Source organism: Cupriavidus necator A5-1 (assembly GCF_000744095.1).
In the GTDB taxonomy this organism is placed as follows: Bacteria; Pseudomonadota; Gammaproteobacteria; order Burkholderiales; family Burkholderiaceae; genus Cupriavidus; species Cupriavidus necator_A.
In genome coordinates this window covers 3,861,498-3,879,683 of record NZ_JQLI01000008.1, presented here as the reverse complement: position 1 = coordinate 3,879,683, position 18,186 = coordinate 3,861,498, and the positions used below count along the sequence as shown (strand labels likewise).

The window sequence follows — 18,186 nt, the reverse complement described above, 5'->3', positions numbered from 1 at the left end:
CTGGCTTGCGGCCCCGTGCGGCCACCCTGCACACGGACAGTCCCATACTTAAGAGCGGAATGTAGAAGCGGGTCATGACAGTTGATATCTCGTGCGTAGTCACCTTTCATGCGGAAGGCCTGCTTGCCCACAAGACCTTGGCAAGTATCGCCCGGGCGATCCGCTTCGCCAGCGATGCCAGCATCAAGGTTGAATTGCTGGTAGTGGCTGACCGGGCGAATCAGGAAACCGTAAGCTACCTTGAGCGATGCAAATGGCTGCCCGCTGGAACCCGGATTCTGCATACGCAGCATGGCGATCCCGGATTGGCGCGCAATGAGGGGATTCAGGCCGCATGCGGCGAATATGTCGCGATCCTGGATGGCGACGATCTCTATTCGCAAGACTGGTTGCTTGAGGCGCTGCGCCTTAATCGCTCCAATCCCTCCTTTGTCGTTCATCCCGAGTACAACATCTATTTTGGCGCTAAGCGCTGGATTTCGCGGCATCCAGATCAGCGCGATGCTGGCTTCCGCTCTTGGCAACTACTGACTGAGAACGCTTGGACCGCACTAAGTTTTGCACGCCGGGAAATCTTCCTTACCCAACCCTACGCGCCTACACCAGCGTCGGCCGGTTTCGGATATGAGGATTGGCATTGGAACTGTGATGCTATTGCAGCAGGTCTTGTCCACGTGGTAGCTCCTGGTACTGCGCATTTCATCCGCTTGAAGTCATATGGGAGCCGTAATGCCGAAGCTCTCGAACAGGGTAAGGTGCTTCGCCACTCGTCGCTCTTCGACAGTGAACAGTTGATGGCTCTCAATCGGCCGCTCAATCTGCCGGTTGCATCGCAGGCGTCTGGGGCGGCGGACAAAGACTGGGACGAAGATGCCTATCTGACAGTGCACGCGGACGTGCGGGCCGCGGTCCGCAGTCGAGCATTCCGTTCCGGCAAACTCCACTGGGAAAGGTTCGGGCGCGCCGAAGGCCGGCTACTGCCGACGTCCGAACAACGGCCGGTCGTCCATGCGTGGAACGAAGAGGCATACCTGGCTTGCAACGAGGATGTGAGGGACTCTGTAAGCCGGGGGCTGTTCGAGTCAGGTCTCCAGCATTGGCTGCGCTATGGGCAGGCGGAGGGCCGCGAGTTGCGCGAGCGACCCCTTCCATCCGAGATTGTGAGCGAGATGCTTGCGCTCGCCGGCTATGAACTGCAACTGTTTCCCTCGAGTCAGTTCTTTAAGGGTGCCTCGCGCCACACTTACCGGCCATCCTCGTCCCTTGGCGAAGCATACGGCTCTATGCTGCATGCAATTGGGGAGGGCGAAGTAACCCATGTTTTCCTGCTGCCTTGGCTGAAGCGAGGTGGCGCTGATCTTGTGGCACTGCAACATATCACTTACCTCGTGAGGGAGTTTGGTGCGAAAGTGCTCCTAATTTCAACGGAAAATTCGGATTCGCCGTGGTTGTCTCGCCTTCCGGAGCAGGTGCGAGTGATTGACTTCGGCAGATTCGCTCCCCTCCTAAATGCTGAGGCGCTGAGGCTCTTGCTGATGCGACTCCTGCTTAGGTTGGCCCCGCAGGTAATTCACAATATTAACAGTCCCATTGGTTGGGACATCTATGCGCGGTACGGACGTGCCCTATCCCAAGGATCCGGGCTATATGCCTCGTTGTTTGGTTTCGACTACACGGACGAACAGGAACCATATGGCTATGGAGGCGCTCTGGAACTGTCATATCGCTATCTCGCGAAAGTAATGACAGATACCGATACATTCGTCGAGCGGCTGATTGACATGTATGGCTTCGAGCGCGAATTGTTCCAGCGTCTTCGCTATCCACAGGTCCCAAATCGCCGCTTCCTCTTCGACAGCGCGCGCCCAGCGCGCATCTTGTGGGCTGGCCGGTTCGATCGCGAGAAGCGGCCGGATTTGTTGCTAGCCATCGCGAAGCGGCTACCGGAATGCCACTTCGACGTGTATGGCGAGCCGACGCTTTCCACACCGCCGGAGATTCTGGCGATTCGGGACGAGCTAGCAGCGATGAGAAATGTGTCTGTACTGGGCGCCTACGGGGGGTTCGAGAACCTGCCGGCTGCCAACTATGCCTTGCTGCTCTACACGACGCAGTGGGATGGCTTGCCCAATGTCATCCTCGAAGCCCAGGCGTCGGGGTTGCCGGTACTGGCCCCTGATGTCGGCGGGATTAGCGAGGTGATCCCGGCTGAGAGTGGATTTTTGCTCGAACGGTTCGATGACATTGAGGGCTACGTGCGCCGCATAAAGGGGCTGCTACGCTTACCGGAGCAGCTCTTGTCGGAGCGAAAACGTGCACTCGCTATGATCGAGGACATGCACTGCCCGGAGCAGTTCAGAAACGCACTCTCACAAACCGAGCAGTATGTGCAAGCGAGCGCGCCTCAAGGATTGTAACTGCCCATACATGCCCGAAGCAGGACCTTCAGCACCGAAAGGTTACCTCTTACACTGCTAATTTTTGTCGGTACTTCGCCCTTGGGGTAGCGCCTCGTCGTTGGGAGTTCTACGCAACGGTGGCCGAGTCTTGGTACGCGGTATGAGAGGTAGGCAAGTAGCTCATATGTGGCGAAGATATTTCTAAAAGGCGCCACCCTTGGGTCGAGCAAGACCTTCTTGCTGTACGCTCGGAATCCTTGGGTGGTATCTGTCCAGCGGAAGCCAGATGAAACGCTCAACAATGGTGCATGGATAAGGCGTATAGCAAAATCACGAGACTTCGGCGTATTTTCGGCAATACCTCCCGGCACATAGCGAGAGGCCTGGACGAAGTCATAACCTTGCTCCAGGGCTTCAATAAAACGTGGTATGGCTTCAGGGTCATCCTTATCATTTCCGTCGATCGTAATGATTCCCTCGTAGCCTTGGTCCATCGCAAAGGCGTAAGCGCAACGCAACTGTGCGCTCAGTCTTCCCGGCCCGGTCTTCAGCAGTAAGCCCCGTACACCTGTCTTCTCAAGAAAGTCGAATGCAAGGGAATCGTCTGAACTTCCGCCATCCACAATGATGATGTCGGCGATTGCTTCAATTTTCAAACTCGCCATCCGATCGAGTAGGTTCCGAATACGGTCGCCCTCATTAATGACTGGAATCGCTACACACCATCGATGGCTGCGCCCGAGAAACATCAGTGACTCAAAGTTAGGTACCTGCCATTTGGCTCGTGCTTCGGGAGAGATATGCAAGGTCATGATCGATTGTCTATTGTCCGTTAGCCAACGCGTATTGTGATCAATGCGACGCCTGCGATGACCAGTAGAATGCCTGCGCCGGTAGTCCACTGGAATGGCTCGCGGAAAATAAAAAGCGAGCACAGCGCTACCGATCCGATTGCGCCGGCGGTGAGAACCGGATGAGCGACATTAAGCGGTAGGCGGGAGAGCGCTGCTGCGTAAAGAAGAAATGCGGCACCATAGAGCGAGAGGCCCGCCCAGAATGGCCAGTTAGCAAGTGCCGCCATCGGCTCGCTGAGGCTAGGAAACCGGCGCGGTGGCAGCATCGCAATCTTCACAAGAACACTGGCCGATGCGTTGGAGATAATTCCCAATGCGAGGATCAACCACTTCATGCGGGATTTCCTCTAATTTCGCGATATTGTGCGACGGCAAAGTCAAGCGCTCGGTCCACTGCCAACAACGCCGGCTCGCGTTTTGAAATAACCATTTCGACAGCTACTATCTGATTCGGCATAACAGAGCGCAGGGCAGCTGCAGCACTAGCATGATCTGAGTGGCCATCACCCAGTGTTACAAGATCGGGCTCGCTGGCGTGTACATGCCCGATTAGTTGCGAATGGGTCTCGACGACCTCTTGAGCGTCTTCACCGTTTATTGCGACGGCACCGGTATCGAACTGCATACGGATAGCTGGATGTCCTACCGCCGCGACGACCGAGGCTGTCTCGTCGCTATTTGTCATGAAATTTGCTCCATAGCGCGGCGGATTGGGCTCGAGACAAACGGTCACTCCATATGTGCTCGCGATTTGGCCAAGTCGGTAGAAAAATGCCACTGCTATCTCATGGGCCATTGCATCGGATAAGCCAGAACGATCACGATTCTTGGGCGACCCAAACACAAGTCTCGTTGCGCCAAGCTCGGCAGCGATACGACATACAGAAATCAAATGATTCATCATGCCGGCCCGTGACTCCGTTGAGCCGAAAACGTTAAGGCCTGTTGTACCGAACAGCAGGGCCTGCATGCCTACAATGCCTATGCCCCGACTCTCCCACCATCGGCGCACAATGGCTATTTCGTCAGTGGTGGCCGCCGTTGGATGAGGGAAGTATTTCCCTGGCGCGATATCGATTGCATCAACGCCGTGCTTCTGAAGCAATGCAACAACGTGTGCATCGTCTGCAACTTCCCATGCAATATTGGAGATCGAGATTCTCATGACTCGTCTAAAGGTCGGTTTCATTCACTTTGCAGCGGCTCGGATTGCGCGTACGCGCGTATGGCCTGAAGCGTTTCACGTCGACTGTACTGATAATAGCCGTGACCACCGAAGAGGCTCGCGTATTTCGTCCTGAAGTCATAATTTGAGACAGCACCGGTCAATGCATGCTCGAAGTGCTTGCCAAATCCTTGACTCGCAACGTCGAAGACGCTGACCGGCTCTGCGGTCAAATGAACGAGGCTGAGACCGGCAGAGATCGCCGTCTGAATGTCCGCCCACAGGTTCACCATGGGGTAAAATTGGAAAACTCCGCGGCTATCAATCGCCTGGACATTGTTATTGTTGAGAAGGTCAAAAATAACATTCTTGCGCAGACCGGGACCAACGAGCCCGGGAAGCCTCACTATCAGGTGCCGAGGGAATTTCTCTTCAATGAACCTCTCGAGCAGTCTGCGATGCAGGCCATAGGGATGTAGCTCTTCTTCGTCGATAGGGGTGGCTTCGTCGACATTCCGCGGGGTCTTGAAAACATCGACGGTGCTGACCAGGACAAACTGTTCGCATTGCACGGTACGGAGCTGCGTGATCAGGCTTTCCACCTTTTGACGATCCTGCATGGGGTCGCGATTCGCGATCCATTTCTGCGCTGGCGCGCCAGCGCAGACCAACAGCCTATATCGCTTTCCCCCGATGGCTCCGATATTTGAGGATCGATACAGGTCGTCAAAGTGCGTCTGGCGCATAAGTGTGCTGCCGACGTAGCCTGAGTGACCGATGAGTGCGGTTTTGATATTTATCATGTCCTAATAGTCCAGTTCATTTGCTGCTCGCAGCCAAGCGACGGCCCTGATAACCAGGATACGAACACCATTGTAAGTGACGAAAAGGCATGCTGCCACGAATCCAAAGTACCAGAGTGCATAATTAAGGTGCGTATGGATGAAGGAGTGGCCCTTTGCAAGAATGAACCAACTCAATGGCCCTAATGCGAATGCCAAGAGAACACCCAGGTCACGAAATCGACTCAAATGCTTTGAAGAGAATTTATAGATTACTGTGGCCACAGACGTTGCCACCAGCAGTACAAAATACTTCCCGCTGACCCCTTTGATTACCTCTGTGTCCCAATCAACTAGATAGATCTTTACAACCTGCCATGGGCTCGCCAAGAGCGATTGGGCGAAAGCTGGTGGAAAAGACGCAGGATCGGCATACGTTCGCCTCTTCACGTCCTGCTCATAAATCGCAGCCAGACCTTTAAGTATGGTGTCTCCACGCATACCAGCATGCAATAGTAAGGCAGTCATGAATCCGAGCACACCAACTATGCATACCAGAAGGAATTCTTTTAAGGCCTGTGTCTTGTCGGTGCGAGATTTGGAGGCAATTAATGTGAATCCGAAGGTTGAGGCAGCAAATAGGATAACGGACGAAATGTACTCGTATCCAGATAAGCATTTGATCACAAACGAAAGATACAATAGTGCAAGAAGCGCAACTCGGACGATCGGTTTCGTTGTCAAATGGTACATTGCCGCAATCAATGCCGGGAGAAACCATGTAAAAGGAACCCAATAGAGATTCCTTGCGTAAGATGTCATCCAGGGTGAGAGAATCACTGATGCGAAGAACAGAATGGAGAATTCGAAACTCACTATTCGCGCATAACAGAAGGCAAGTCCAGTGATAATCAATGCCAATAATGCAACATTAAGCTTGTAAAGATCCCGGATTTCGAACGCGGCCGTATTATGAAGAGCCGAGAATAACTTGCCCTGTAAGCCGTACTGGCTGACGTAGGGGTAGGCAGCCAGAATGTTATGAGGTGCCGGGTGACCTGAGATCTTAATGCGATTCGGGAAGCCGATCGCTGCGCCATCGATCTTTGGGCCGAGCAACTTGACATTCACATACTGGCCTTCATCCTCCACGCTCTCGACCCTGCGATCGATTCCATCCCCAACGGTTATCGTGTGGCCAACATATTTCTTGATTCCTTTCTGACTCGCTGGAACGACCAAGCCTGCCGAGGAACGCAGGAAACCATGAATCCAGTTGTTATCGCTGAGATCCAGGGTGGAGATTTCCAGGTCTGGCAGGGGACTGTCATCTAGCAATTCGTATGCTTGATAGACGTGGGCCGGGTCATAGCTGAATTCGCCGACAGTGACATAACTAAGGTTGGCTCCGTGCGCAATCTTCAGGCCAGCCTTGTCCGCAATTATCTTTCCTAGCACTAGCGACTCGGAATCGTGTTGGAAATCGTTGAAGTATTTCGGTGGGGCGATCGATAGAGTATTCTTATAGAAGACAAAAAAGCATAGCAGGACGCCACCTAACCATAGGTGGAGATTGCTTATATGCCTCCGCTCAAAGAGTTTCGGCATCTAATTTCTCCAGCACGTCGTAAATATTGTCGATTTTTCCACCGAGGATGGAATAACATCCAGGCAAGTTCGGGTGCGCCTCGAACAGTATCGGTCGGCCGTCGTCGACTTCGTTTTTCACAAGCACCGTTTTCACCTCGAACAGAGAGTCTACATACTTGGCTTCTTGTATGGCCGGTAGGTAGCGGGCTACATCCCTAACCATACGGTCCACGCGAGTATCATGGCGGTATTCATCCATGCGTTGGTAGGGATCGACACTAGGTTGATCTTCCCATGAAAGATGAGGCGTGTATCGTACGTGCGAAAACGTATGGAGGTCCCGAGCCGGAAAGGGCATGATGGAGAAGAACGGGCCGTCCATCACGGTAATGCCCATCTTGGATAGGGCCGGTGGCGGCTTGATCAGCGCCATTTCTGTGATCTCATGCTTCAATGACGCATTCGTGCCTGGAAAGTCGCCCCCAATTCGATTGAGGCCACTATAGGTACAGTTAAAGATCCGTCGTGTGAGCACAGTCTGTTCCGAATTGCCGTGCCTGAGGCTGACCGCTAACATGCCATTTCTTGCCTTGACGATATCGATCACCTTTGTTTGGAATCGTACATCAATGCCACAGTTTTTTAGTTCCCCTTGCCCCCAAGCCGCTAGTTTGGTGGAATCAAATGCGTATTCCTCTACCAGAAACACACTTTCGATAAGCCTCGGTTCAAAAAGTGAGTGCAGCGACGTATCGGCCAATTGGATGCGTGCGCCAATTTGATGACAAAAGCGCTCGAACTGCCTTGCGTTGACTTTGGAGTTACGGCGGGCAATAGCGTATAGTTTGGTGAAATCCTGTTTCACCGCATCTGGCCAGTCGCGAACAAAGTGCGGCAAATTGATCCGGCTGCGATACGCTGTGGTGAAGCTGCGAGGGTAGTGATATCCGTTATGCACCCGCGCTTGATTACTGTATGAGGCACGCGTCATTAGGGACGCCTCTTGCTCTATCAGCGCTATGGAACCCATGCCGCGGTGCCGATTAAGGTAGATCGCGATAGTGCAGCCGTAGAAGCCCCCGCCGATAACAAGAGCATCTAAGCCAGAATCATTAGTTAGCATCGGCACGTCCTGGCGCCCTGAAATTACTGGCTCTTTCTTGTGCCACCGACTCCTCAATATTGAGTCGTTCATATTTAGTCATGCGTGCGCTGTTAAACTCTTGCGCTACGTGGTAGAGCGGCCCCTCGTTGCTTAGTCTCGACATGTGTAATATGTATTCTCCAAGCACAAGTAATACCAGAGAAATCAGAAAGAACATGCCCGACTGCTGCAGTGACAAAGTGACCCATCCCGGCGCAACGTCCGCCTTGAAGACCCCAATCGCGATGACGTATGCGGAGTAAAGCAGGTTTGACATCGCACCGAGGAGCGAAAGCGATGTCACTAATCGCATCGGCCCGCGTGTGCTAGAAACAAGGAGGCGCATTCCCCTATCGAAGCTTTCGCCGAGGTGCTTCGTTTGATTTGCCTTTGGACTAGAACTGTAGATTAGGTTTGCCCGTGCAAAGCCGCCGGTTACCGGTAAATGTCGGTAAGTCATCGAGGGCATCGGATGCTGCAATATGAAATTGATCACGCGTTTGCTAAGCACTCGATAAGGTGGCGCTTCCTTTGCCAGATGAACGTCGTTAAAGGTCTTGTATAGTGCGTTGAACGCAGAGAAACAGGCTCGGTATGCCATGCTCCGCTTGGGCTTTTGCGTATTCGTTGCAAAAACGACATCTGCGCCCTCGACGGCGGCTTCTAGCATGGAAGGCAAGAAGGTGACGTCATCGGCATTGGGATCGAGCACAGCCACGAAATCACCTAATGCGTTCTCGAGTCCGACCCAAGCCGCGGTATCCGAATCAACTTCCTTGGTTAGCGCATAGACTTGTAAATTGGGTAGTCCATTGACACTAGTCAATTCCTTAAGGACTGTGATGCTGTCGTCTTGCGAAGCGTTGTCAACTACAATTAGCTCGTAGTCAGCTGCGAGAGGCGCAATGCTGGCGCTTGCGTCAGCGAGTGCCTGAGGAAGTTCTTCGGCGCTATCACGAACGACGAAAACTACCGACAAGAAAACTGGAAAGAACGCCATCTAGCCCCCATAGCTGCCCATGGCAGCTATTAGTTGGAAAATCCCGTATTTTAACCGCGGAAGCAACATGACACCACCATTGCATGGCCCGGATTGGCTGCCGAGCGCGGCGCCGTTGACAGGCGCGTGCCAAATGTGGTTTTCGTCGCGGTGTTGGATCGACCATTTGGATGGTCGGACGAGATTTCTAGTCATTGCGGAATGCATGCAGGTCGGCCGTGTAGCACAGCCGGTCAACGCTATGTGGAGAGAGGCTCCGAATTACTACAGCGTTAGTGAATTTCGTCCGGTAGGTTCAAGAATGCCCTTTGATGCGGCCTGCACAGTTTGGCATGCCCAACAGCACGGAGGGCGGGGCTGCAAAGCCGGGGAGCTTTCCGCCTAAGGCGAAGCGTGGAGCGTCTTGATGGCGGCGAGTGGTCGCAATGATTAAGTTTGCCGAGCATATCCGGTGCAGATATCTGTACCGCGGTGCTTCTCACGCTAGAGCGCTCTCGGATACTCCCAGTCAGCTACTGCCAAATGCTCGCGGATAATTCAAGAAAAAGCTGCTATAACGGCTCACGAGCCACCTATTCGGCTGGTTTTTGGGTGATGCTTTTTTTTAACTCCTCAAAAGCATTCTCCCAATTCTTCGCCTGCGTCCTGTGCCACTGAGTAGTTTCAACTGATTCTCGATAGACATTTTCCCAATTCCTTGCTTGCGTCTTATGCCACTGAGCGCTTTCTGCGGCAGTGCAGTCGGAGTGCCATAATTGAATAAGGCGATTTATTAGACTTGTGCTGTATGCGTTCTGAAGCAGGAGTGGGAGTGCAAGTACCCGTTCTGGAGTTGATTGAAACGAGTGGATGACATTATATGAGAGATTGAGAATAATCTCGTCATTATTCAGATCATTGAGGTTGTTTTGCCTCATGATCTTAAATAGATGCTCTAATTTTGAAAATGTCATGGCGCTACGGGTCACGGCGCCTATATATGTCGAGCTGTACCCTTCTATTTCAGATTCAAATCCTAGGTGGAAGAGGTCGCCTGTATTGGATAGCAGCGCCTCTACACTCTGCACTGTTGGGTAATAAATATGTTCATAGGAACCATGAAGCCAATCTTTGTTATCACGTACTTCGGAGATAAGAGGTACCTCGAAAATTAGCGCGCCGTCGGGCTTGAGGGCGTCCACGCAAGCCGAAAATGCGCTGCGCAAGTCTAGAACATGCTCAAATGTTGCGATGGATGTGATGATATCGAACGAATTGCGGAAGTTCTGTTTGAATGCGTCGGTAAGCACATCGCTCGCGATTATTTGTACCCCATATTCTCTCGCGCGAGTAGCTGCCTGCGAATTCATTTCAATGCCATATCGCTCAAAGTTTGAGCCGAGCTTACGAAGCAGAAAGCCATCAGCACAGCCAACATCCAGCACGCGCCCACCGGTTACCAGGGCTTCGATCAAAAACTTTACCCATAACAGACTGTGCTCTGCTGTATAGGCGTAATCACTATAACCAAGCTCGCCACCGGATTCGCTGCCATAATAACCATCTTCATAGAAGGTGCTGGTATCCGTGGGTGGTGACTCAATTATGCCCATTCCACAATTTTCGCAAAACAGGACGCGTTTCCCATCTCCTCGCATTAGGATGCGGGAGACGCGGGAATGTGAGCATACGTTGCAAAGAAAATTCGCATTAGCGTCGTTTGTCATCATAAGGGCTCAGAATATCGGATCGGTCAATCCTTCCAAAGGAAATTAGCACTGGCCAATTTGCAGTTAGCTAAGGAACGGAAGTCGCGAGGTTCGTGATGTCAAGAAGGTTGGCATCGCTCTTGTGCTCAGTGCGCCGAAGTTGCGAATGCAGCTATCTGCGCAATATATTCGTGTTGTTTGTTTGGATCCAGAGGGATTAAAGTCATCACCAGCAGGAAAACGCCACATTGGTTCTCATAGCTTGATTGAGGGGGCGTTCGCGGACGCAAGTGCGCTAGGTGAGTCTGCGCGCCGTTGTGAGTCCGCAGAACTTCCGCCGCACGATGTCCGCAACCTCTGCAAGAGCACCTTGCCTATCGCCTGCGAATTTGATCTCAAAGAGTGGCACATGACATCCCTTGAGTGACGTCGGTGGCATCTGACGGACGACTTGCGGCGGTGGCGCCGACGCCGTATGTGTGCGAATATACTGCCCATTTTGTAGCCATGAGGATGTGATGGTAACAGGTCGCAAGTACCTTGTAACGGGCGCGGGTGGTTTTATCGGCAGCCACCTTGTGGAAGCGCTTGTCCGCCGTGGAGCCGATGTCACGGCCATGGTTCGCTATGGTTCGTCTTCGAGCTGGGGCCATCTAGAGACGGTCAGCGATGATGTAAAAGGGCAGTTCCGCGTCATCTCCGGCAACGTGGATGATGGCGACTTCGTTATGCATGCCATGCAGGGGATCGAGGTGGTGTGTCATCTAGCCGCGCTGATCGCCATTCCGTATTCGTACGTCGCGCCGCGCAGCTATGTGCGCACCAATGTCGAAGGTACGCTCAACGTGCTGGAGGCTGCTCGTCGCCTCTCAGTAAGCCGAGTTGTGCACACCAGTACCTCCGAAACTTATGGGACCGCACTGCGCGTGCCCATTGGCGAAGAGCATCCTCTGCAGGGCCAGTCGCCGTATTCGGCATCAAAGATCGGCGCCGACAAGATCGCCGAAAGCTACTATCGCTCCTTCGATACTGGCGTGGTGACGCTCCGTCCCTTTAACACTTACGGTCCGCGACAGTCTGCCCGCGCATTTATTCCTACCATTATTTCGCAGGCTCTAACGCGTGATGAGATTGAGCTCGGCTCGCTGACGCCGGAGCGCGACATGACTTTCGTGTCGGATACCGTGGAGGGCTTCATCGCCGCCTCGACCACTGAAGGCATCGAGGGGGAAACGATCAACCTCGGCACAGGCGAAACCTTTACCATCGGCCATTTCGCTGAGCGCATCCTCAGGCTAATGGGAGTGGATAAGCCGATCGTGCAAAGCGCAGTGCGCATGCGTCCGGACAAGAGCGAAGTGCTGAAGCTCGTGTCCGATAACTCCAAGGCGGCAAGGTTGATGGGCTGGTCGCCGGTGGTCAGTGTAGACGATGGCCTACTTCAGACTATCGAGTACGTGCGCCGCAACATCCATCTTTACAGACCGAACGTCTACAACGTGTAAGCCCGATTTGGCCGCACACGGTATGGAGAACACATGCAAGCAGTGATCATGGCCGGCGGGAAGGGCACTCGCCTTCAACCCTACACGGCACTCTTTCCTAAGCCGCTGATGCCGCTTGGCGACATGCCTGTGCTGGAGTTGCTACTGCATCAGCTGCGCGAAGCCGGAGTGACTGAGGTGTTCCTCGCGGTCAACCATCTCCATCACCTGATCCGCGCGTTTTGCGGAGATGGCTCGCGTTTTGGGTTGAAGGTGGAGTACAGCCTCGAGAACACTCCGCTGGGCACGGCGGGCCCATTGGGCAGCCTGATGGGGAACCTAGAGGGCGATTTCATCGTGACCAATGGCGATCTGCTAACTACGCTGGACATTCGGCGCATGATTGCTGAGCACCGGGCAACTGGTGCCGCCGCCACTGTGGGAACGTACGAGCGCGAAGTCAAGATCGACTTCGGCCTGTTGCAGACGGATGCCAATAATCGGCTGCTGGGATATCTCGAAAAGCCTGTGACTCGCCATCTTGTGAGCATGGGGATCTATGTACTGAGGCGCGACGCAGTCCAGTCGCATTTGAAGCCAGAGGTGTATCTGGACATGCCCGACTTGGCCAGGCTATTGGTTGCGGAAGGCAAGACCGTGCTTTGCCACAAGCAGGACAACAGCTTTTGGCTGGATATCGGTCGCCCCGATGACTACGCGCTGGCGCAGAAGATGTTTGATGAACAGCGCGAACTTTTCCTGAGGACTTGACTGATGCGAGTGCTGGTGACGGGAGCTAGCGGCTTTCTTGGGCGACATGTGGTAGCCCAACTTCGGGCTAGCGGCGCAGACGTCATTGCGCTTAGCCGGCAGCCCCGCGTCTCCATGCACGGAGAAGTCTGTACGACACTGATGCGACCTGACGACGCAGTTGAGGTTGTGCGTGTCGTTGAGCAGGCCGCACCACAGTTGATCCTGCATCTTGCGGGTCTCTCGAGCGCGACAACTGTTGCCGAACTATATGTGGCGAACGCTGTGTTTGCATCTCACTTGTTAGACGCTGCGGCGGCGTTGAAGCCATCGCCGACGGTGGTGCTGGCGGGAAGCGCGGCTGAGTATGGGCCGGTACAGGATGCTGAGCTTCCTGTCTCCGAATCGTATGCTTGCCGACCGGTATCGTCTTACGGCATCAGCAAGTACGCCCAGACCTTGCATGGCCTGGCCGCTGCTTCGCGGGGGTTGCCGGTGGTTGTCGCGCGGATCTTTAATCCCATCGGGCCGGGAATGTCGGCAACGCTTGCGCTGGGTAGCTTCGCTCGCCAAGTTGCGGGAATCGGTGACACGGGCGGGGTGCTTCGCACAGGTGATCTGGATGTCGAGCGAGATTTCATTGAGGCGGGTGAAGCTGCCCGTTTGCTGATCGGGCTGGGCGGCGTAGCCGGCGCTTCAGGAGAAGTGGTCAATATCTGCACCGGCCGCGGCTGGAATCTTGGCGATGTCACGCGTCGGCTTATCGAGCTATCTGGTGTCCCGATCCACCTGGAGTTTGACATCGCTCGCAAGGGTAACAGTACCTTTTCCCGCTTTTGTGGTGACCCGGCCAAGCTGAAGAGACTTGGTTTTGAACCCGCGCTCCCCGATATGGACGCGGTTCTGGCAGCCATGCTGGCCGATGCCCGGAGCCAACTCGACGTGGTTCCGGCTCCTTGATTCCCGCAAGGCGTACGAGGTTGGCAAAGAACCGCGGACTGCACAGCTCCGTCCATGACGGGATTCCTTCTACATCGGCATCGTAGTAGACAGCGAGTACACGTGAAACAGGTTGAGCAAAAGTCTCAGGGCAAAATGTCCCTGATCGAGGGGAACAAGCTGTTCTCGTCTGAACGCCGTACCACGTACGACACCGTCGATCCTGACGCAGCAGTGGAGGGCGAACTGCCCTTACAAGCGCCAGAGGCTATTGAGTTGCAGGGACGGCTTGAGGAAATCCGTGTACTGAAGGCCGAGCTCGAACTCTGCCGTAACGATGCCCGTCTGAACACAGCCCAGGCTGCGCGGGCCATTGCTCGTGAGATTGAACGTGCGGCAATGTTCGAGACACTGGCTGCCAAGGCCAATGCGAGGGCGGCTAGCGTCAATTCCCGCGTTGAGCAGGCCGAGGCAGCGCGAGCTGCCATTGAGCAGCATTTGCATGCGATTACCAATAGCACTGCTTGGCGTCTGACGTCGCCACTGCGGCGCTTCGGCACGCGCCATCCGTATATTGCGCGCCGTCTACGCCAAGTCCTGAAGCTGGTTTGGTGGAGTCTAAAGCTGAAGCTGTTTGCAAACCTACGTGAGGTTAGCCGCCGCCGAAAGGAGGCTGCCGCTGCCCAGGCGGCAGCGGTAGCCGCGAAGCTGCGCGCCCCGGCAGCATTGCTGCCCTCAGCCGGCATATTCGAGGGCGCAGCGGACAGCATCGATCTTGAGGAGTGGCCGGTTGATCGTCCGCTCGTTAGCATTGTCATCCCTTGCTTCAACTATGGGCACCTGGTTGCCGAAGCAATCGAGTCGGTAGAAATGCAGACGCTGAAGGATGTCGAAATTATCGTCGTGGAGGGAGGCTCGAGTTCTATCGCTTCGCGGCAACAGTTCGCAGAACTGGCCGAACGGGTCTCGTCTCGAGTGCGCATCCTGCTTCAAGACAAGCCTCATCGCGCGGGTGCCAATCGCAATTTCGGCATCAGTCACGCGCGCGGCAAGTACATCTGTTGCCTTGACGCGGACGATCGCCTTATGCCGACCTACGTGGAGAAGGCTGTTTTCCTCCTCGAGCATTATGGCTACGACGTCGTCTCGACAGGTCTACAGTTCTTTGGCGAGAGAAGCGATCGCTGGATTCCCCTGGAGCACCCGAATGTCGATGTGCTGATGGAATCCAATCAGGTGTTGACCTGTGCCGTATATCGGCGCCGGCTGTGGCACGAGGCAGGGGGGTATCGCGACTCGGATCCCGCTACCGGCCATGTCCATGAAGATTGGTTGTTTTGGACTCGCCTGGCCGCGCTGGGCGCCCGCTACATTAACATTACGGGCGAGCCGCTGCTGCTATATCGCAGTCATGGTGTCACACTCAGCAACAGCGACTCGGTGCTTGATATGGAAACGCAGCGCGCAGCAGTGCTCGCGTTCAACGCCGACGTGCTGACACCGGAAGCCATCCACAAAGCCCGGCATCGCGCCGAGACGGCGTACCGAGAACCTCGCCCATTACGCAATCTCGCACGTCGTCATATACCCGACGGACGGGCGCCCATACTGCTACTGGCCGTACCGTTTCTTGTCCTTGGCGGGGCGGAGCGGCTGCTGAGTGCGATCGTTACCCACTTGTCAAGATGCGGGTGGCGCGTAATTATTGTCAGCTCGATTCCGACCAACGAAGCAAACGGGGAAACCACTTCTTGGTTCGCGGAAGCGACCGATGAGATTTATCATCTGCCGCGTTTCCTTTCACCGGAACGCTGGCATGACTTTGTCGACTACCTGTTTGCCACCAGGAATATTCAGTTGCTTTGGATCGTAGGCAGTGCCTTTTTCTACGATCGTCTACCGGCACTGAAGATGTCATATCCCAATCTACGCGTAGTCGACCTGCTATTCAATACAGTGGGTCACACGGGTAATAATCGCCGCTACGCGAAGCTGATTGATCTCAATCTCGTGGAGAACAATGAGGTAAGGGAGTGGCTGCTGGCAGCCGGCGAGACGGCAGACAAAATCAAGGTCATTGAGAGCGGTGTGGACCTCATGGTGAACGCGCCTGGGCCAAAGGATGCCAGTTTGTTCGCTAAACACGATGTCGTGCCAGGCACGGTGGTCGTAGGTTTCTCCGGCCGATGGTCGTCCGAGAAGGACCCGCTTGGTTTCGTTGAAATCGCAAAGCGTGTGCCAGCCCATATGCCCGTGACTTTCATGATGACGGGTACAGGCCCCTTGGAAGCCGCGCTGCGCCAGGCTATTGATGATGCCCATTTTGCGCCTGGCCGCTTCGTCATGTGTGGATCTGTGCCGGACGTTGGCCCTTACCTGCGGCTGTATGACATGCTGGTGCTCCCGTCACGCCTTGATGGACGACCAAATGTCGTCATGGAGGCGCTGGCTAATGGTTGTCCGGTGTTGGCGTCGCGCGTCGGTGCGCTACCCGACATGCTTGAAGAAGGGTGTTCCGGCTTTTTATTCGAGCCAGGCGACTACGATGGGTTTGCCAAGAGCATTATGGAATTGTGCAGCGCTCCCCAGCGACTCGCAGATTTGAAGCGCGAGGCTCGCAGTTTCGCGGAGCGCCGACTAGACGTTAGACGCATGCTCGAAACATATGAGTACACGCTTAGGGAGCGCTTGCTGATTTCAGGGGCATGCTCGACTTGGGACGGTGGCCGAGTGAGCTAGATATGAACAGGCTGCGGGTCAGACGGGGTCACACACGTTCGTGTCTCGCAGCAATGAACCAGTTTTGGTGCCTGCCCCCGACGTACGCCGAATAATTCGAATGCTAGTCGAACCTGCCGCACGTGGGGAGCGCTGCCGATCCGACCTTCGGGTGTCCAGTCGGTAAGTTCCGGTGTGAGAGCCAATAGCAATGTGCCCTGGCATGTCACCGACCTGTCATTTCCCCCCAATTGGGAGAGCGGCGACAAAGGCAATACAGAGTACGCGCTTGCGCCACCCTAAGACTTAAGCTTTTTGAAACAGTAGGAACCTGGATGAGACATAATTGACACTCAAACCCGCCAGGCTTCCAATGGCGACCCCGATAATAGGGTGAGCTGCGACTCTCGTGCTAATCGATATGCTTACAGCGTAAGCCCCATAGTTGACAGCTCCTCCGCCGCACATTAGCAATAGATAGCTTAAGTACTCACGAAGCATCGACTGACCGGAATGTCGACCGCTAAACGTCATAGATCTGTTAATTATCCAGGTGATCGATGCGGCGCACAAAAATGAAGCGGCTCGACCCCAATAGAGACCGAGTTGAGCTTTAAGGAGATAGAGAACGCCAGCATCCACTAAGAAACCGAGGACGCCGACAAATGCGAAGCTGCAAATCTCGGTTGCGACTTTCTTCACTGGATTGACTTCCGCGTTGCCGGTATCGACAGGTAAATAAGTCTCTTATATTCATGGCGGCCCCGTGTAACGGTGTCCAGCACAAACCCGCACACGAATGAAAGCAGCCCCGAAAGCATAATGCCGGTGGACAGCACGGCCAGCGGCAAATGCGTCACCTTGCTGGTCTCGACATATTCGAGGATCACCGGTGTCGCGCAAAGAAGGGATAATAGTACAGATATGGTTCCAATCAGCCCGAAGAACGAAAAAGGGCGCTCGGTCATATAAAGCTTGATGATGGTTTTCAGAATCCTGAAGCCGTCGCGATACGTAGAAAGCTTGCTGGTGGAGCCTTCCGGCCGCTCGCCGTAATTGGTGCTGACCTCGCCATAAGGCATCCTGAGTTCCAGTGCGTGCACCGTGAGTTCTGTTTCAGTCTCGAACCCGACCGCCAGCGCGGGGAAGGACTTGGCGTAGCGCCGTGAGAATGCCCGGTATCCGGACAGCATATCGGTGAAGCGGCCATTGAAGATCCGCATAACAGTGCTCGTCAGCAGCCAGTTCCCGAAGCGGTGACCCTGACGATAGGCGCCCTTGCACTGATCGACGCGGCAGCCAACCACCATGTCGAGCCCCTCGTTGAGGAGCTTCGCTATCAGCTGAGGCGCGGCAGCGGCATCGTAGGTGGCGTCTCCGTCGGCCATCACATAAACGTCGGCTTCGACATCGGCGAAAATCCGGCGGACCACATTTCCCTTGCCTTGCAGCCCGACGTAGAACACCTCCGCTCCGGCATTTGCCGCGACCTCCGAAGTCCGGTCGGAAGAGTTGTTGTCGAACACGCAGATGCGCGCGTGCGGCAGCGTGGCCCGGAATGAGGAGACCACGCTGCCAATGGCGACCTCTTCGTTATAGCAGGGGAGCACAACAGCAATTTTGAGATCGGGCGGCACTGTGGAATACATGTTTGGCGGTTCCGACATCGGTCG

General features: G+C 54.7%; 15 protein-coding genes. 5 read left to right on the top strand and 10 right to left on the bottom strand.

All coding sequences use genetic code 11. From position 1 onward, the window contains the following. Nucleotides 1–74: 74 nt before the first annotated feature. Nucleotides 75–2,417: a glycosyltransferase gene (locus tag K307_RS44740; RefSeq protein ID WP_051975420.1), complete on the top strand. Its 2,343-nt coding sequence runs from the start codon at nt 75–77 to the stop codon at nt 2,415–2,417. Here K307_RS44740 and K307_RS47140 read toward each other — a convergent pair. The 8 genes from K307_RS47140 to K307_RS47130 all read right to left on the bottom strand — a co-directional run bounded on the left by K307_RS47140 (nt 2,405) and on the right by K307_RS47130 (nt 10,526). Next, nucleotides 2,405–3,211: a glycosyltransferase family 2 protein gene (locus tag K307_RS47140; protein ID WP_080745407.1), complete on the bottom strand. Its 807-nt coding sequence runs from the start codon at nt 3,209–3,211 to the stop codon at nt 2,405–2,407. The two genes, K307_RS44740 and K307_RS47140, sit on opposite strands and share 13 nt — an antisense overlap. Nucleotides 3,212–3,231: 20 nt before the next feature. After that, nucleotides 3,232–3,588 carry a multidrug transporter gene (locus K307_RS42030; RefSeq protein ID WP_042886935.1) on the bottom strand — a complete coding sequence of 119 codons (357 nt, stop codon included), beginning with the start codon at nt 3,586–3,588 and terminating at the stop codon, nt 3,232–3,234. Next, nucleotides 3,585–4,442 carry a sugar phosphate isomerase/epimerase family protein gene (locus tag K307_RS47135; RefSeq protein WP_230626349.1) on the bottom strand — a complete coding sequence of 286 codons (858 nt, stop codon included), beginning with the start codon at nt 4,440–4,442 and terminating at the stop codon, nt 3,585–3,587. The genes K307_RS42030 and K307_RS47135 overlap by 4 nt, the downstream gene beginning before the upstream one ends. Next, nucleotides 4,439–5,221 carry an NAD-dependent epimerase/dehydratase family protein gene (locus tag K307_RS42025; protein ID WP_042886934.1) on the bottom strand — a complete coding sequence of 261 codons (783 nt, stop codon included), beginning with the start codon at nt 5,219–5,221 and terminating at the stop codon, nt 4,439–4,441. The genes K307_RS47135 and K307_RS42025 overlap by 4 nt, the downstream gene beginning before the upstream one ends. A gap of 3 nt (nt 5,222–5,224) precedes the next feature. After that, a complete protein-coding gene (locus K307_RS42020) occupies nt 5,225–6,808 on the bottom strand; it encodes a hypothetical protein (protein WP_042886932.1) in 1,584 nt (527 codons plus the stop codon). Continuing rightward, on the bottom strand, nt 6,792–7,913 hold the full coding sequence (locus K307_RS42015; protein WP_042886930.1) for an FAD-dependent oxidoreductase: 1,122 nt from the start codon (nt 7,911–7,913) through the stop codon (nt 6,792–6,794). The genes K307_RS42020 and K307_RS42015 overlap by 17 nt, the downstream gene beginning before the upstream one ends. Beyond that, nucleotides 7,903–8,934 carry a glycosyltransferase gene (locus tag K307_RS42010; RefSeq protein ID WP_042886929.1) on the bottom strand — a complete coding sequence of 344 codons (1,032 nt, stop codon included), beginning with the start codon at nt 8,932–8,934 and terminating at the stop codon, nt 7,903–7,905. The genes K307_RS42015 and K307_RS42010 overlap by 11 nt, the downstream gene beginning before the upstream one ends. Before the next feature lie 572 nt (nt 8,935–9,506). Then, nucleotides 9,507–10,526: a class I SAM-dependent methyltransferase gene (locus tag K307_RS47130; RefSeq protein WP_080745405.1), complete on the bottom strand. Its 1,020-nt coding sequence runs from the start codon at nt 10,524–10,526 to the stop codon at nt 9,507–9,509. Nucleotides 10,527–11,140: 614 nt separating this feature from the next. Here K307_RS47130 and K307_RS42005 point away from each other — a divergent pair. From K307_RS42005 to K307_RS41990, 4 genes are all read left to right on the top strand, one after another. Then, entirely contained in the window at nt 11,141–12,127 is a 987-nt protein-coding gene (locus K307_RS42005; RefSeq protein WP_080745404.1) for a GDP-mannose 4,6-dehydratase, read from the top strand. Between the two features lie 33 nt (nt 12,128–12,160). After that, nucleotides 12,161–12,877, top strand: a complete 717-nt coding sequence (locus K307_RS42000) for a nucleotidyltransferase family protein (protein WP_042886927.1) — start codon at nt 12,161–12,163, stop codon at nt 12,875–12,877. Between the two features lie 3 nt (nt 12,878–12,880). Beyond that, nucleotides 12,881–13,816, top strand: coding sequence for an NAD-dependent epimerase/dehydratase family protein (locus K307_RS41995; protein WP_042886926.1), 936 nt, complete (start codon nt 12,881–12,883; stop codon nt 13,814–13,816). A 102-nt stretch (nt 13,817–13,918) separates the two neighbouring features. Continuing rightward, nucleotides 13,919–16,534, top strand: coding sequence for a glycosyltransferase (locus K307_RS41990; RefSeq protein WP_196251662.1), 2,616 nt, complete (start codon nt 13,919–13,921; stop codon nt 16,532–16,534). 285 nt (nt 16,535–16,819) lie between these two features. On the opposite strand, the gene K307_RS47125 is transcribed toward K307_RS41990, so the two are convergent. Together K307_RS47125 and K307_RS41985 are read right to left on the bottom strand one after the other, a co-directional pair. After that, on the bottom strand, nt 16,820–17,215 hold the full coding sequence (locus tag K307_RS47125; RefSeq protein ID WP_080745402.1) for a GtrA family protein: 396 nt from the start codon (nt 17,213–17,215) through the stop codon (nt 16,820–16,822). Further along, nucleotides 17,212–18,162: a glycosyltransferase gene (locus K307_RS41985; protein ID WP_042886924.1), complete on the bottom strand. Its 951-nt coding sequence runs from the start codon at nt 18,160–18,162 to the stop codon at nt 17,212–17,214. Before K307_RS41985 ends, K307_RS47125 begins: the two co-directional genes overlap by 4 nt. Nucleotides 18,163–18,186: the final 24 nt, after the last annotated feature.